We start from the raw sequence: 15,132 nt of genomic DNA, 5'->3' as shown, positions 1-15,132 counted from the left end.
GTCGTCGTGGACGGACCGATGACCTCGATGGCCGCGATGCGGTCCTTCCGCCGCGACGCCACCCCTGCCCGCGAGATCCCGAAGGGGACCGTCCGCCGCATCCTGGGCGTGGCCGGGCCCTACCGGCGCGATCTCACGTTCTTCCTGGCGCTGGTGGTGCTGTCGGCGGTCATCGGCGTCGCCACCCCGCTGCTGGCCGGCGACATCGTCAACCGCATCGCCGGGCTGACCGGCACGGCCGGGGACATCGTGCGGATCGCGCTGCTGATCGCCGGGCTGGCGCTGGTCGACGCCGGCAGCTCGCTGGCGCAGCGCTGGTACTCCTCGCGCATCGGCGAGGGCGTGATCTACGACCTGCGCGCCCGGGTGTTCGCCCACGTGCAGCGCATGCCGGTCGCGTTCTTCACCCGCACCCAGACCGGCGCGCTGGTCAGCCGGCTCAACAACGACGTGATCGGCGCCCAGCAGGCGTTCACCTCGACGCTCTCGGGGGTGGTCTCCAACGCGATCGGCCTGGTGCTCACCGCGGGCGTCATGCTCACGCTGTCCTGGCAGATCACCCTGCTGTCGATCGTGCTGGTCCCGCTGTTCGTGCTGCCGGCCAAGCGGATCGGGGCCCGGCTGCAGGAGATCACCCGGGAGTCCTACGGCCTCAACGCCTCGATGAACGCCACGATGACCGAGCGGTTCAACGTCGCCGGCGCGCTGCTGGTCAAGCTGTTCGGCCGGCCCGAGGCCGAGGTCGAGTCCTTCCGGGCCCGCGCCGCCCGGGTGCGCGACATCGGCGTCCTGTCGGCCATGTACGGCCGCACGTTCTTCACCGCGCTCACCCTCGTCGCCGCGCTCGCCACCGCGCTCGTCTACGGCCTGGGCGGGTCGCTGGCCTTCGACGGCTCGCTGACGCCGGGCGCCGTCGTCTCCCTGGCGCTGCTGCTGTCCCGGCTGTACGGGCCGCTGACGGCGCTGTCCAACGTCCGGGTCGACGTCATGAGCGCGATGGTCAGCTTCGACCGGGTCTTCGAGGTGCTCGACCTCGCGCCGATGATCGACGAGGCGCCCGACGCCCGCCCGGTGCCGGCAGGTGACCGCTCGGTGGAGTTCGACCACGTCTCGTTCAGCTACCCCACGGCCGAGCAGGTGTCGCTGGCCTCCCTCGAGGACCTCTCGCTGCCCGAGCACGGCGAGCAGGCCGAGGTGCTGCACGACGTCAGCTTCCGGGCCGAGGCGGGCCAGCTGGTCGCCCTCGTCGGGTTCTCCGGCGCCGGCAAGTCGACCGTCGCCAACCTGGTCCCGCGGCTCTACGACGTCACCGCCGGCGCCGTGCGCGTGGGCGGGCTCGACGTCCGGCAGGCCACGGCGGCATCGTTGCGGGACGCGATCGGCGTGGTCAGCCAGGACGCCCACCTGTTCCACGACACCATCCGGGCCAACCTGGTCTACGCCCGGCCCGAGGCCACCGAGGACGAGCTGTGGGCCGCGATGACCGGGGCGCGGATCGCCGCCCTGGTGGCCTCGCTCCCCGACGGGCTGGACACCGTCGTCGGCGACCGCGGCTACCGCATGTCGGGCGGGGAGAAGCAGCGGCTGGCCATCGCCCGCGTGCTGCTGAAGGGCCCCGGCGTCGTCATCCTGGACGAGGCGACCGCGCACCTGGACAGCCAGAGCGAGGCCGCCGTGCAGAAGGCGCTGGACACCGCGCTGACCGGCCGCACGTCGCTGGTCATCGCCCACCGCCTGTCCACCATCCGCAGTGCCGACCTCATCCTGGTGCTCGACGAGGGCCGGATCGTCGAGCAGGGCACCCACGAGGAGCTGATCGAGCGCGGGGAGCGCTACGCCGACCTGTACCGCACGCAGTTCGCCGCCGCCCCCGTGTCGGACGCCGCCACCCGGGCCTGAGCACTACCGTCACTGGGGTCCCACCCGCACCACCCCAGGAGTTCCGTTGTCCGTCGTGCACCCCGAGGACGCGGACATCCGCGCCGTCTACGCCGAGTACCTGGCCGGCTGGAACGCGCACAGTGCCGCCCGCCAGGCCGCGACCCTCGCCGACGACGCCGACGTGGTCGGCTTCGACGGCACCCAGCACCACGGCCGGCTGCAGTTCGCCGCCGATCTCCGCCGGATCTTCGCCGACCACGCGCCCCCGCCCTACGCGGGCACCGTCCGCTCGGTGCGGGCGATGGGCGAGGAGGCCGCCGTCCTGGTGGCGATCGCCGGCATGCCCGCGGCCGACGGCACGCTGCACCCGGACCTGCTGGCGGTGCACACCGTGGTGCTGGTGAAGGACGGCCGCCGTTGGAAGATCGGCGTCTTCGCCGCCACCCCGGCCTCGGGCACGTCGCCGCCGGACGCGGTGGCTGCGCTGCGCGCGGAGTTCGGCGGGTGAGCCCGGCAGGGTGGAACCGAGTGGGGCCGGGACGGTCCCGCGCAGGCTCGACGGTCCTGCTCGGCGTGGACGAGTGGGCACGTGGCCGCGGTGGGAGCCCGGAGGGCGACGGTGTGCACAGCCTCGTCCTCGACGTGCGCTGGGCGCTCGGCCGGACCGACGGGCACGAGCAGTACCTGGGCGGTCACCTGCCCGGTGCGGTGTACGTCGACCTGGACACCGAGCTGGCCGCCCCGCCGTCGTCCGCCGGACGGCACCCGCTCCCGTCGGTCGAGGACCTGCAGGCGGCCGCCCGCCGTGGGGTGTCCGCGCCGGGTCGCGGGTCGTCGTGATGGACGCGGGACCGGGCACGGCGGCGGCCCGGGCCTGGTGGCTGCTGCGCTGGGGTGGACATGTCGACGTGTCGATCCTGGACGGTGGCCTGGCCGCCTGGACCGGGCCGCTGGAGACCGGCGAGGTGCTGCCGGAGCCCGGTGACGTCGTCCTCACCGGTGGTGGGATGCCCGTGCTGACCGCCGACGAGGCCGCCGCGCTGCCGGCGTCGGGCGGCGTGCTGCTGGACGCCCGGGCGGGGGAGCGGTACCGCGGTGAGGTCGAACCGGTCGATCCGGTGGCCGGCCACGTGCCCGGCGCGGTGAGCGCCCCCACCACCGACACCCTGGTCGACGGCCGTTTCCGCCCCGACCTGCCCGCGCACTTCGCGGCTCTCGGCGTCACCCCGGGGACGAGCGTCGGCGTCTACTGCGGCTCGGGGATCACCGCCGCCCACGAGATCGCGGCGCTGGCGGAGGCCGGCATCGACGCCGCCCTCTGGCCCGGCTCGTGGTCCGAGTGGTCCGCCGACCCGTCCCGCCCGGTCGCCACCGGCCCCTGACAGTTCCCGGGAACCGCGGTTTCCGGGAGTCAGGCGTCGTCGGGGCCGGGCCAGAAGTCGAGGGTGTCGACCCGGTGCGGGCCGCGGACCTCGGCCTCGCGGCGAGCGGTGCTGATGGCCGCGTCGTAGCGGTCCAGCAGCACGCCGGCGATGCGCTCGTCGGGCAGCAGCGGCGCGGTGACCAGGTCGGCCCCGGCGGCGTCCAGCTTGTCGCGGAAGTGCCCGGGCGCCAGCAGGTAGGCCGCCACCACCACCCGCTCGGCGCCGGCCCCGCGGGCGGTCACGACGGCGTCGGGGACGGTCGGCTGCGCCGCCGAGCCGTAGCCGGTGGTGACCGGGCCGGCCCAGGTGCGCTGCAGCAGGTCGGCGGTGTCCTCGACGTCGGCGGTGGCCCGCGGGTCGCTGGACCCGGCTGCGGCCACCACGACCGCCGTCGTGGGGTCGGTGGGGTCGGCACCGGCCGCCACGAGCCGGTCGTGCAGCACCTGGGCCAGGCGCAGGTCCGGGCCCAGCGGACGGGCCGCGAGGACGTCGGGGTGCGCTTCCACGGCACCGGCGATGTCGACGTGCACGTGGTAGCCGCCGGACAGCAGCACCGGGACCACCACGGCGGACCCCTGCAGCCCGGCGACGACGTCCACCACCGTCGGCGGCTGCACGTCGACGAACGCGGCGGTGGTCTCCAGACCCGGGCGCAGCTCACGCGCGGCCAGTGCCAGCTCGGCGATCAGCCGTCGACCGGTCGGGTTGCGGGTGCCGTGCGCGCACGCCACCAGCACGGGATCGCTCACAGCGCCCTCGTGATGCCGCCGTCGACGGCGATCATGGTGCCGGTGACGTAGCTGGCCGCGGGGGAGAGGGCGAAGGCGGCGACCTTCCCGAACTCCTCGGGCCGGCCCACCCGGCGCAGCGGGATGCCGGCCTCGGTGCGCGCCCGCATGGCCTCGGCGTCGCCGGAGGCGGTCTCGATGTCGGTGATGCGATCGGTGGCGATGGTGCCGGGGAGCAGGCCGAACACCCGGATGCCGCGCGGCCCGAGCTCGTCGGCCAGTGCCTTCGCGGTCATCGCCAGCCCGGGCCGCAGGCCGTTGGAGATGGCCAGGTGACCGATCGGCTGGCGGACCGACGAGGACAGCACCAGCCCGATCGCCGCACCTTCGCCCAGCACGGGGATGACGGCCTTCACCAGCCGGATCGTGCCCAGCAGGACGGAGTCGACCGCGGACCGCCAGGCGTCCTCGGCGGTGTCGAGCACCGTGCCGGGGGCCGGGCCGCCGACGGAGACCAGCACCCCGTCGACGTGGCCCAACGCCGAGCCGGCCGCCTCGACGAGCTGCGCGGCCGCGGTGGGGTCGGCCAGGTCGGCGGCCAGCCCGTACGCCGCCGGCGCCCCGCCCAGCGAGGCGACGGCGGCGTCCACGGACTCCCGGGAGCGCGAGCTGACCAGCACCCGCGCTCCGTCGTCGACCAGGGCCCGGGCGGTCGCGAACCCCAGCCCCCGGCTCGCGCCGGTGAGCAGGTACCCGCGACCGCCCAGCCCCAGGTCCATCGATCAGGCGGAGACGGACCCGCGGAGGGACCGCAGCACGTACTGCATGATCCCGCCGTTGCGGTAGTAGTTCGCCTCACCGGGGGTGTCGATGCGGACCCGCGCGTCGAACTCGACGTCGCCGGCCTGCACCTTCACCGTCCGCGGGGTCGACCCGTCGTTCAGCGCGGTGATGCCGGTGATCGTGAACTCCTCGTCACCGGTCAGGCCGAGCGACTCGCGGTTCTGGCCCTCGGGGTACTGCAGCGGCAGCACGCCCATGCCGATGAGGTTGGAGCGGTGGATGCGCTCGTAGCTCTCGGCGATGACGGCCTTGACGCCCAGCAGCGCGGTGCCCTTGGCGGCCCAGTCGCGGGAGGACCCGGAGCCGTACTCCTTGCCGGCCAGCACGACCAGCGGGATGCCGGCGTCGATGTAGCCGCGCGAGGCGTCGTAGATCGTCGTCGTCTCACCGGTCAGGTGGTTCTTGGTGACCCCGCCCTCGGTGCCGGGCGCCAGCTGGTTGCGCAGCCGGATGTTGGCGAAGGTGCCGCGGATCATGACCTCGTGGTTCCCGCGGCGGGAACCGTAGGAGTTGAAGTCGCGGCGCTCGATGCCGTGCTCGGACAGGTACTTCCCGGCGGGGGAGTCGGCCTTGATCGACCCGGCCGGGCTGATGTGGTCGGTGGTCACCGAGTCGCCGAGCACGGCGAGGGTGCGGGCCCCGGTGATGTCCTCGACGGGGGACGGCTCGGCCGGCATGCCGTCGAAGTACGGGGGCTTGCGGACGTAGGTGCTCTCGGCGTCCCAGTCGAAGGTCTTGCCCTCGGGGGTGGGCAGCGAGCGCCACTGCTCGTCACCGGCGAAGACGTCGGCGTAGTCGTCGACGAACATCTCCTTGGTGATCGACTCGTCGATCGTGCGCTGCACGTCGATCGGCGAGGGCCAGATGTCGCGCAGGAAGACGTCGACGCCGTCCTGGTCCTGGCCCAGCGGGTCGTTGTTGAGGTCGACGTCCATCGAGCCGGCCAGCGCGTAGGCGATGACCAGCGGCGGGGAGGCCAGGTAGTTCATCTTGACGTCGGGGTTGATCCGGCCCTCGAAGTTGCGGTTGCCCGACAGCACCGAGACGACGGCCAGGTCGGCCTCGTTGACGGCCTCGCTGATGGCCGGGGGCAGCGGCCCGGAGTTGCCGATGCAGGTCACGCAGCCGTAGCCGACGAGGTAGAAGCCGAGCTTCTCCAGGTACGGGGTGAGCTGGGCCTTCTCGTAGTAGTCCATGACGACCTTGGACCCCGGCGCCAGCGTGGTCTTCACCCACGGCTTGCTCGTCAGCCCGCGCTCGACGGCGTTCTTGGCCAGCAGCGCCGCGCCGATCATCACCGAGGGGTTCGAGGTGTTGGTGCACGAGGTGATCGAGGCGATCGTCACGTGACCGTGGTCGACGTAGGTCTCGGTGCCGTCCTCGAGCACGACCTTGGTCGGCTTGGAGGCGCGGTCGGGTACCCGGGCGGGGACGACGGTGTGCGGCTCGGCGCCGACGTTGCCGTTGCTGGCCGAGACGGGGTCGGAGGCCGGGAAGGTCTCCTCGACGCCCTCGTCGGAGACGGAGGCGGCGGTGGGGGCGTCGTCCACGCTGTCGTCGGCGGAGCCGGCGTAGGTGGGGAGCACCTCGCGGAACGCGGCCTTGGCGTCGGAGAGCTGCACGCGGTCCTGCGGCCGCTTCGGGCCGGCGATCGAGGGCACGATCGTGGCCAGGTCGAGCTCGAGGTACTCGGAGAAGACCGGCTCGCGGGTCTCGTCGTGCCACAGGCCCTGGGTCTTGGCGTAGGCCTCGACCAGGGCGACCTGGGCGTCGCTGCGGCCGGTGAGCTGCAGGTAGCGGATCGTCTCGCCGTCGATCGGGAAGATCGCCGCGGTCGAGCCGAACTCGGGGCTCATGTTGCCGATGGTGGCGCGGTTGGCCAGCGGGACGGCGGAGACGCCGGCGCCGTAGAACTCGACGAACTTGCCGACGACGCCGTGCTTGCGCAGCATCTCGGTGATCGTGAGCACGAGGTCGGTGGCGGTGGCGCCGTCGGGGAGCTGGCCGGTGAGCTTGAAGCCGACGACGCGGGGGATCAGCATCGAGACCGGCTGGCCGAGCATCGCGGCCTCGGCCTCGATGCCGCCGACGCCCCAGCCCAGCACGCCCAGGCCGTTGACCATGGTGGTGTGGCTGTCGGTGCCCACGCACGTGTCGGGGTAGGCGAGGGTCGCACCCGACTCGTCGCGGGAGAAGACCACGCGGGCCAGGTGCTCGATGTTGACCTGGTGCACGATGCCGGTGCCCGGGGGGACGACCTTGAAGTCGTCGAACGCGCCCTGGCCCCAGCGGAGGAACTGGTAGCGCTCGCCGTTGCGCTGGTACTCGATCTCGACGTTGCGCTCGAAGGACTCGGGCGTGCCGAAGACGTCGGAGATGACGGAGTGGTCGATGACCAGCTCGGCCGGCGCCAGGGGGTTGATCTTCGTGGGGTCGCCGCCGAGGTCGGCCATGGCCTCGCGCATGGTGGCCAGGTCGACGATGCAGGGCACACCGGTGAAGTCCTGCATGACCACGCGGGCCGGGGTGAACTGGATCTCCTGGTCGGGCTCGGCCGCCGGGTCCCAGTTCGCGATCGCCCGCACGTGGTCGGCGGTGATGTCCGCGCCGTCCTCGGTGCGGAGCAGGTTCTCCAGCAGGACCTTGAGGCTGAAGGGGAGCTTCTCCGAGCCCTCCACCGCGTCGAGCCGGAAGATGTCGTAGTCGGTGCCGTCGACGCTCAACGTCGCCCGCGCCCCGAAGCTGTCCTTGCTGGCTGCCACTGCTTGCGCCTCACCCTCGATGGTCCGTCGCGCTCCTTGCCACCGGCCATCATCCCAGCCCCGCGGCGGACGTGCGGGGTCAGGCAACCCTTCCCTCACGGACGTGGGCCTGGTCACCACCGCGCGGGGTGTCGGGGACGAGAACCTCCCACGAACGGGCCGCGAACCCCTACGGTCTTCGCCGTGACCACGACGGCGGTGCCCGCGACCGAGGTCGTCGCCCCGGTCGCGACGACCACCGACCGTGGGCGGTGGGTGCGCACCGCCCTGTCGCTGGCCCACGTGGCCGCGTTCCTCGCGGTCTGCGTCGAGGTCGGCCTGCCCACCGACCGGCTGAGCATCCTGCTGTGGGTGCTCAGCGGGCTGGCCTGCCGGTGCGTCGGTCGCGGGTGGCGGTCGGGGGTGCGGCTGCTGGCCGACTGGGTGCCGCTGGGTGCGGTGCTGCTGCTCTACGACGCCAGCCGGGGGATCGCCAACACGCTGGGCGCTCCGGTGCACGTGACCGAACCCGCCGCGGTCGACGCCGCGGTGTTCGGCGCCGTCCCCACCGTCTGGCTGCAGGCGCACCTGACCGCACCGGGGTGGTTGGCGGTGGTGGTGACGCTGGTCTACAGCTCCCACTTCGTGGTGACGCCGTTGGTGCTCGCCGTCCTCTGGATGCGCGACCGGGCCCGCTGGGGCCGGTACGCCCGGCTGGTGGTCGCCCTCTCGCTGGCCGGGCTGGCCACCTACGTGCTGTACCCCGCCGCACCGCCGTGGCTGGCGGCCCGCGAGGGCGTGGTCGGCGAGGTGCACCGGATCAGCGGCGACGGCTGGGCGGTGCTCGGGCTCCCGCGGGCCCAGGCGCTGCTGCACGCCGGCCAGGGCCAGGTGAACCCGGTCGCGGCGGTGCCGTCGCTGCACACCGCCTTCGCCGTCCTGCTGTGCCTGTTCGCCGTCCGGCTGGTCCGCCACCGCTGGCAGCGCGTGCTGCTGGTGGCCTACGCGCTGGCCATGCCGCTCGTGCTGGTCTGGTCGGGCGAGCACTACGTCGTCGACACCGTGCTGGGGGCGGTCTACGCCGCCGGGATGTGCCTCGTGGTGCCGCAGCTGGAGAGGGTTGCGCGTGGGCTGCGACGCCGCGTGTCGGGCCCCGGCGCTAGCGTGACGGCGACCACTCTCCGCGGCTGACCCGGGTCGGCCCCGACCTCCCGGAGCCGGCATGCGCGTACCCCTGACCACCCGCGACTTCATCGACCGCGCCGAGCTCGTCTACGGCGACCGCATCGGCGTCGTCGACGAGCCCACCCAGCCCGCGCCGTCGCTGGGCGAGGTGACCTACCGCGAGATCGCCCGGCGCGGCCGGGCGCTGGCCGCCGGTCTCGACGCCCTGGGCGTGGGCGAGGGCGAGCGGGTCGCCGTCGTCAGCCACAACTCGGCCCGGTTGCTGGAGATGCTGCTGTCGGTGCCCTCCCACGGGCGGGTCTGCGTGCCGGTCAACTTCCGGCTCTCGGCCGAGGAGGTGCGCTACATCGTCGAGCACTCGGGCGCCTCGGTGCTGCTGGTCGACCCCGAGGTCGACGCCGCGTTGGCCGGGGTGAGCGCCCCGCACCGGTTCGTCCTGGGCGAGGAGTACGAGCAGCTGCTGGACTTCGACGCCGCCCCGCGGGAGTGGGCGCAGCCCGACGAGGACGCCACCGCCACCATCAACTACACCTCGGGGACGACGGCCCGCCCCAAGGGCGTGCAGATCACCCACCGCAACATCTGGATCAACGCCGTCACCTTCGGGCTGCACATGCAGCTGTCCGACCGCGACGCCTACCTGCACACGCTGCCGATGTTCCACTGCAACGGGTGGGGGCTGCTCTACGCCGCCGCCGGCCTGGGCGTGAAGCAGGTGGCGCTGCGCAAGGTCGACGGCCCCGAGATCCTGCGCCGGGTCGACCAGCACGGCCTGACCTTCGCCGCCGGGGCGCCCGCGGTCTGGAACGCGGTGCTGGACGCGGCCGGGGACCTCGAGGGTCCCGTGCCCGGCCGCGACCGCATGCGCATCGTGGTCGCCGGCGCCCCGCCGCCCTCCCGCACGATCGCCCGGGTGGAGGCCGAGCTGGGCTGGGAGTTCAACCAGATCTACGGCCTCACCGAGACCTCGCCGCTGCTCACGGTGAACCGCTCGCGGGCCGAGGACGACGGCCTGGACCCCCTCGACCGGGCGAAGAACCTGTCGCGGGCCGGGGTCCCGGCGCTGGGCACCCGCATCGCGGTGAGCGAGTCCGGCGAGGTGCTCGCGCAGGGCAACACCGTGCTGGCCGGGTACTGGGACAACCCGGAGGCCACCGGCGAGGCGCTGGACGGCGGCTGGTTCCACACCGGTGACGGCGGCACGGTCGACGAGGGCGGATACCTCACGATCTCCGACCGCAAGAAGGACGTGATCATCACCGGCGGCGAGAACGTGTCCTCGATCGAGGTCGAGGACGCCGTCTTCAGCCACCCCGCCGTCGCGGAGGTCGCCGTCATCGGCGTCCCCGACGAGAAGTGGGGCGAGATGGTCACCGCGCTGGTCGTCCTGGCCGAGGGCGAGACCGTGACCGAGGCCGACCTGATCGCGCACTGCCGCACCCGGCTGGCCGGCTACAAGCTGCCCAAGAAGGTCGAGTTCCGCGAGGCCATCCCGCGCACCGCGACCGGCAAGATCCAGAAGTTCAAGCTCCGCGAGACCTACTGGGAGGGGCAGGAGCGGCAGATCAACTGACCGGGACCGGGTCTCACCCACCTGGGTGAGACCCGGTCAAGGCCTCCCACGACCTGGACGACGGGAGACGTGGCACCGCTGCGAGGTGGTGCACCCGTCAGGTCGAGGAGCGCTGCACGGGAGCTGCCCACGAGGCGGCTCCGGGCAGCACATGGAGGTCGTGCACCGTGCGTCAGCAGTTGAACCCGCGTCGTCTGGCCCTGCGGTCGGGCGGGCTCCTGGTAGCCGCCGCCCTGGTCGTCGGCATCGGGCCGGGCACCGCCTCCGCCGCCCCCACGAACCCCACCGACAGCCAGATCGCCGGGGCGCAGTCCGCCCGCGACCAGGCCGCCGCCGCCGTCGGGTCCATCTCGGCGCAGCTGGCCGCCGCGCAGGCCTCGGCCGACACGGCCCACCAGCAGGCCCAGATCGCCCTGCAGGACTACGAGGACAAGCAGGCCGCCGCGCAGCAGGCCCAGGCCGACTCCGACGCCGCCGTCGCGGCGTCCGACGCCGCCGACGCCGCGCGGGACCAGGGCCAGACCGCCGTCGACGACTTCGCCCGCAGCAGCTACATGGGCGGCACCACGAACCCGGGCTTCGCCTCCCTGCTCACCTCCGGCAGCCCCAGCGAGTTCGTCGAGCGGGCCGCCCTGCTCGAGGCCGCCGGGGCCGGGCGGTCGGACGTCCTCGACCAGCTGACGGTGCTGCAGGGGCAGGCCGAGGACGCCCAGACCCAGGCCGCCGGAGCGTTGTCCACCGCCACGACGCTGCAGGCCGAGGCCGAGCAGTCGCTGGCCTCGGCGCAGGCGCAGGAGTCCTCCGCCCGGGCCCAGGCCGACACGCTGTCCGCCCAGTCCGCGGACCTGCAGGCCCAGCTCACCGCCGCCCAGCAGACCCTCTACGGCCTGCAGGGGGCCCGCGAGGTCGCCCGGCAGCAGGCCGCGGCCGCCGCTGCGGCCGCTGCGGCGGTCCCGGCCCGGTCGACGCCGGTGGCCACCGGCTCGTCGTCCAGCCGACCCAGCTCGTCGTCCGGGGGTGGTGCCACGACGCCGGTGGCCCCGGCGCCGACCGGCGGTTCGGCCGGCGCGCCGTCGGCGTCGGCCGCGGCCACCGCGATCGCCGCGGCCCGGTCGCAGCTGGGGGTCCTGTACTCCTGGGGTGGGGGGAACGCCTCCGGCCCGACCCTGGGCATCTCCCCGGACGAGGCGCTCGTCGGCTTCGACTGCTCCGGGCTGATGGAGTACGCCTATGCCCAGGCCGGGATCCGGGTGGGTGGCACCAGCCGCGCCCAGTGGTCGAACAACAGCGACAAGCAGGTGGACGCCGCTGACCTGCAGCCCGGCGACATGATGTTCTGGGCCTCGGGCTCGGCCTCGAGCTCGATCTACCACGTGGCCATGTACATCGGTGGCAACCAGATGATCGAGGCGCCCGACCGCGGCCAGCGGGTGAAGATCAGCTCGGTCCGCTTCGGCGGCGACTACTTCGGGGCCGTGCGCCCCAGCGCCTGAGGAACGACGAAGGCCCGGTACCTGTCGGTACCGGGCCTTCGTTCGTCAGGGCGTCGGGCAGCCACGGGGGGAGCTGCCCGACGCGATCATCACGGTAGCAGCAGATGGGGCAGGTGGGACACCAGGTGACGTCGCGTTCTGCGGCGGTGGTGGACACTGGTGCCGGGGTCGCGACGGCCCTGGCCGTGCCGCGAGGGCAGTGGCCGTCTCGACCAGGGAGCTCCGTGACCAGCGCTGCCAGCACGCCCGTCCCGTCCGCCCAGCAGCACACGCCGCCCTCCAGCGACGCCGCCCTGCTGGAGCGCGTGCAGTTCGAGGTCAAGCGGGTCATCGTCGGCCAGGACCGGTTGGTCGAGCGCATGCTCGTCGGTCTGCTGGCCCGCGGGCACGTGCTGCTCGAGGGCGTGCCCGGTGTCGCGAAGACCCTGGCGGTCGAGACGCTGGCCACCGCGGTGGGCGGGTCGTTCGCCCGCCTGCAGTTCACCCCCGACCTCGTGCCGGCCGACATCATCGGCACGCGCATCTACAAGGCCGGGCACGACGCCTTCGACACCGAGCTCGGCCCGGTGTTCGCCAACTTCGTGCTCACCGACGAGATCAACCGCGCGCCGGCCAAGGTGCAGTCGGCGCTGCTGGAGGTCATGGCCGAGCGGCAGGTCTCGATCGGCGGGGTCACCCACCCGCTGCCCGACCCCTTCCTCGTGCTGGCCACGCAGAACCCCATCGAGAGCGAGGGCGTCTACCAGCTGCCCGAGGCCCAGCGGGACCGCTTCCTCATGAAGGTGCTGGTCGACTACCCGACGCCCGAGGAGGAGCGCGAGATCGTCTACCGCATGGGCGCGAACCCGCCGCACGCCGAGACGGTGCTGGGCATCGACGACCTCCGCCGCCTGCAGCGCACCGCGTCCGGGGTGTTCGTCCACCACGCGCTCGTCGACTACGTCGTCCGGCTGGTCGTGGCCACCCGCTCCCCGCGCGAGCACGGCATGGCCGACGTCGCCGGCTGGGTCACCTACGGCGCCAGCCCGCGCGCCACGCTCGGCCTGGTGTCGGCCAGCCGCGCGCTGGCCCTGGTCCGCGGGCGGGACTACGTGCTCCCGCAGGACGTCCTCGACATCACCGCCGACGTGCTGCGGCACCGGCTGGTGCTCTCCTACGACGCCCTGGCCGACGGCGTCCCCGCCGACCACGTGGTGAAGCGGATCGTGCAGAGCGTTCCACTGCCCCAGGTGTCGCCCCGCCAGCGGGCCGGCGGATTCGGGCCCTCGGCGCCGGGCGGCCCGCAGGTTCCCCAGGGTCCCCAAGCGCCGCAGGGTCCGCAGGGGCCGTGGGGTGGCCCGCAGCAGCAGGGTCCGCAGCCCGCGTGACCTCCGTCGACCCCGTCCGGTTCGGCGAGGGCGGTGACGCCGCCGTCCTGCTCCGCCGTCTCGAGCTGACCGTGCGCCGTCGGCTGGACGGCCTGCTCCAGGGTGACCACCTCGGCCTCGTCCCGGGATCGGGCACCGAGGCGGGCGACTCGCGCACCTACCACCCCGGCGACGACGTCCGCCGCATGGACTGGTTCGTCACCGCCCGCACCCAGACCCCGCACGTGCGCGAGACGATCGCCGACCGCGAGCTCGAGACCTGGGTCGTGCTGGACCTGTCGGCGTCCCTCGACTTCGGGACGGCGGCCTGCGAGAAGCGCGACCTGGCCATCGCCGGGTTGGCCGCGGTGGGCCACCTGACGGTGCGGGACGGCAACCGGCTGGGCGCCGTCGTCACCACCGGTGAGCGGGTCGACCGCTACCCGGCGCTGCCCGGCCGGCTGGCCGCCGACCGCATGCTGCGGCAGGTCGTGCAGACCCCGCGGGCGCAGGGTGGCCGCCGAGGTGACCTGGCTGCGGCGCTGGAGTCGCTGCGCCGTCCGCCCCGCCGCCGCGGCCTGGTCTGCGTGGTGTCGGACTTCCTGGGCGACCCGGACTGGGAGCAGCCGCTGCGCGGGTTGTCCGTGCGCCACGAGGTGCTGGCCGTCGAGGTCGTCGACCCCCGCGAGCTGGAGCTGGCCGACGTCGGTCTGCTCACCGTCGTCGACCCCGAGACCGGTCAGACCCTCGAGGTGCCCACGGGCAACGAGGAGGTACGTCGCCGGTTCGCCGCCGGCGCCGCCGCCCAGCGCGCCCAGATCGCCCGCACGCTGCGCCGCCTGGGGGCCGGCCACCTGCAGCTGCGCACCGACCGCGACTGGGTGTCCGACGTCGCCCGGTTCGTCGCCGACCGCCGCCGCGCCGGGGTCGGGGGTGCGTCGCGATGACCTTCCAGGCCCCGTGGTGGCTGCTGGCCCTGCTCGCCGTCCTCGCGCTGGCGGTGTTCTACGTGCTGCTCCAGCGACGCCGGCAGAAGTACGCGGCCCGGTTCACCAACGTCGCGCTGCTGGGCGCCCTGGTGCCCAAGCGCCCCGGGTGGCGGCGGCACCTGGCGTTCGGGCTGGTCGTGGGCGGCCTCGGTGCGTTCGTGCTGTCGCTGGCCCAGCCCTCGACCGAGGTGCGCGTGCCGCGGGAGCGGGCCACGGTGGTGCTGGCGCTGGACGTCTCGCTGTCGATGCAGGCCACCGATGTCGAACCCAGCCGGTTCGAGGCGATGAAGACCGCCGCCAAGGAGTTCGTCGACATCCTGCCGGCGCGGATCAACCTCGGTCTGGTGTCGTTCTCCGGCCGGGCGACCACGCTGGTGCCGCCGACCACCGACCGCGAGCAGGTCAGCGTGGCCATCGACAACCTGCAGCTGGACGAGGCGACCGCGATCGGCGACGCGATCCTGACGTCGCTGACCGCCGTGCAGAACTTCACCTCGACGCTGCAGGACGCCGGCGAGGCCGCACCGCCGGCCCGGGTCGTGCTGCTCTCGGACGGCTTCAGCACGGTCGGCGCCGACCCGGTCGAGGCGATCGCGTCGGCCAACGCCGCCGAGGTGCCGGTGTCGACCATCGCGTTCGGCACCGACTTCGGCACGGTCGAGATCGAGGGCCAGTCCCAGCCGGTGCCGGTCGACCGCGCCACCCTGGAGCAGATCGCCGACGAGACCGGCGGCAGCTACTCCGAGGCGGCCAGCGCGTCCGAGCTGGAGCAGGTGTACGCCGACCTGGGCAGCCAGATCGGGTACACCACCGAGCCGCAGGACATCAGCCCGTGGTTCGTGCGCGGCGGCATCCTGTTCGCCTTCCTCGGCGTCGTCCTGTCCCTGCTCTGGACCAACAGGTTGTTGTAGGTCCAGCGTCGATCAGGG

Annotated in this window: 13 protein-coding genes; 10 read left to right on the top strand and 3 right to left on the bottom strand. The window is 73.5% G+C overall.

All coding sequences use genetic code 11. The annotated features are described in order from the left end of the window. Positions 1-6 precede the first annotated feature (6 nt). From BLS67_RS18550 to BLS67_RS18540, 4 genes are all read left to right on the top strand, one after another. Positions 7-1,899 (top strand): ABC transporter ATP-binding protein, encoded by a 1,893-nt coding sequence (locus BLS67_RS18550; protein WP_207500722.1) that lies wholly within the window; start codon positions 7-9, stop codon positions 1,897-1,899. 55 nt (positions 1,900-1,954) lie between these two features. Further along, positions 1,955-2,389: an SgcJ/EcaC family oxidoreductase gene (locus tag BLS67_RS18545; protein ID WP_242654196.1), complete on the top strand. Its 435-nt coding sequence runs from the start codon at positions 1,955-1,957 to the stop codon at positions 2,387-2,389. Positions 2,390-2,454: 65 nt separating this feature from the next. Next, positions 2,455-2,721, top strand: coding sequence for a rhodanese-like domain-containing protein (locus BLS67_RS24550; protein WP_242654191.1), 267 nt, complete (start codon positions 2,455-2,457; stop codon positions 2,719-2,721). Next, a complete protein-coding gene (locus BLS67_RS18540; protein WP_242654190.1) occupies positions 2,721-3,263 on the top strand; it encodes a sulfurtransferase in 543 nt (180 codons plus the stop codon). Before BLS67_RS24550 ends, BLS67_RS18540 begins: the two co-directional genes overlap by 1 nt. A gap of 29 nt (positions 3,264-3,292) precedes the next feature. Here the strand turns inward: BLS67_RS18540 and BLS67_RS18535 are convergent, their stop codons facing one another. The 3 genes from BLS67_RS18535 to acnA are packed head-to-tail and all read right to left on the bottom strand — an operon-like array spanning position 3,293 to position 7,638. Further along, positions 3,293-4,054: a sirohydrochlorin chelatase gene (locus BLS67_RS18535; protein ID WP_242654189.1), complete on the bottom strand. Its 762-nt coding sequence runs from the start codon at positions 4,052-4,054 to the stop codon at positions 3,293-3,295. Then, positions 4,051-4,812, bottom strand: a complete 762-nt coding sequence (locus BLS67_RS18530; protein WP_091247940.1) for an SDR family oxidoreductase — start codon at positions 4,810-4,812, stop codon at positions 4,051-4,053. Before BLS67_RS18530 ends, BLS67_RS18535 begins: the two co-directional genes overlap by 4 nt. A 3-nt stretch (positions 4,813-4,815) precedes the next feature. After that, a complete protein-coding gene (acnA, locus tag BLS67_RS18525; protein WP_091247936.1) occupies positions 4,816-7,638 on the bottom strand; it encodes an aconitate hydratase AcnA in 2,823 nt (940 codons plus the stop codon). Positions 7,639-7,821: 183 nt separating this feature from the next. On the opposite strand from acnA, the gene BLS67_RS18520 reads away from it, so the two are divergent. From BLS67_RS18520 to BLS67_RS18495, 6 genes are all read left to right on the top strand, one after another. Further along, positions 7,822-8,808, top strand: coding sequence for a phosphatase PAP2 family protein (locus BLS67_RS18520; RefSeq protein ID WP_091247934.1), 987 nt, complete (start codon positions 7,822-7,824; stop codon positions 8,806-8,808). Positions 8,809-8,839: 31 nt separating this feature from the next. After that, positions 8,840-10,375 carry an AMP-binding protein gene (locus BLS67_RS18515; protein ID WP_091247932.1) on the top strand — a complete coding sequence of 512 codons (1,536 nt, stop codon included), beginning with the start codon at positions 8,840-8,842 and terminating at the stop codon, positions 10,373-10,375. Positions 10,376-10,542: 167 nt separating this feature from the next. Next, on the top strand, positions 10,543-11,868 hold the full coding sequence (locus BLS67_RS18510) for a C40 family peptidase (RefSeq protein WP_242654188.1): 1,326 nt from the start codon (positions 10,543-10,545) through the stop codon (positions 11,866-11,868). 224 nt (positions 11,869-12,092) lie between these two features. Continuing rightward, positions 12,093-13,235 (top strand): AAA family ATPase, encoded by a 1,143-nt coding sequence (locus tag BLS67_RS18505; protein WP_242654187.1) that lies wholly within the window; start codon positions 12,093-12,095, stop codon positions 13,233-13,235. Next, positions 13,232-14,161: a DUF58 domain-containing protein gene (locus BLS67_RS18500; protein WP_091247929.1), complete on the top strand. Its 930-nt coding sequence runs from the start codon at positions 13,232-13,234 to the stop codon at positions 14,159-14,161. Before BLS67_RS18505 ends, BLS67_RS18500 begins: the two co-directional genes overlap by 4 nt. Further along, positions 14,158-15,114 carry a VWA domain-containing protein gene (locus tag BLS67_RS18495; protein ID WP_091247927.1) on the top strand — a complete coding sequence of 319 codons (957 nt, stop codon included), beginning with the start codon at positions 14,158-14,160 and terminating at the stop codon, positions 15,112-15,114. Before BLS67_RS18500 ends, BLS67_RS18495 begins: the two co-directional genes overlap by 4 nt. The last annotated feature ends 18 nt before the right edge of the window (positions 15,115-15,132 follow it).

The organism is Klenkia soli, assembly GCF_900103975.1.
Taxonomy (GTDB): Bacteria; Actinomycetota; Actinomycetes; order Mycobacteriales; family Geodermatophilaceae; genus Klenkia; species Klenkia soli.
This window is presented reverse-complemented; position numbering and strand designations above follow the sequence as displayed.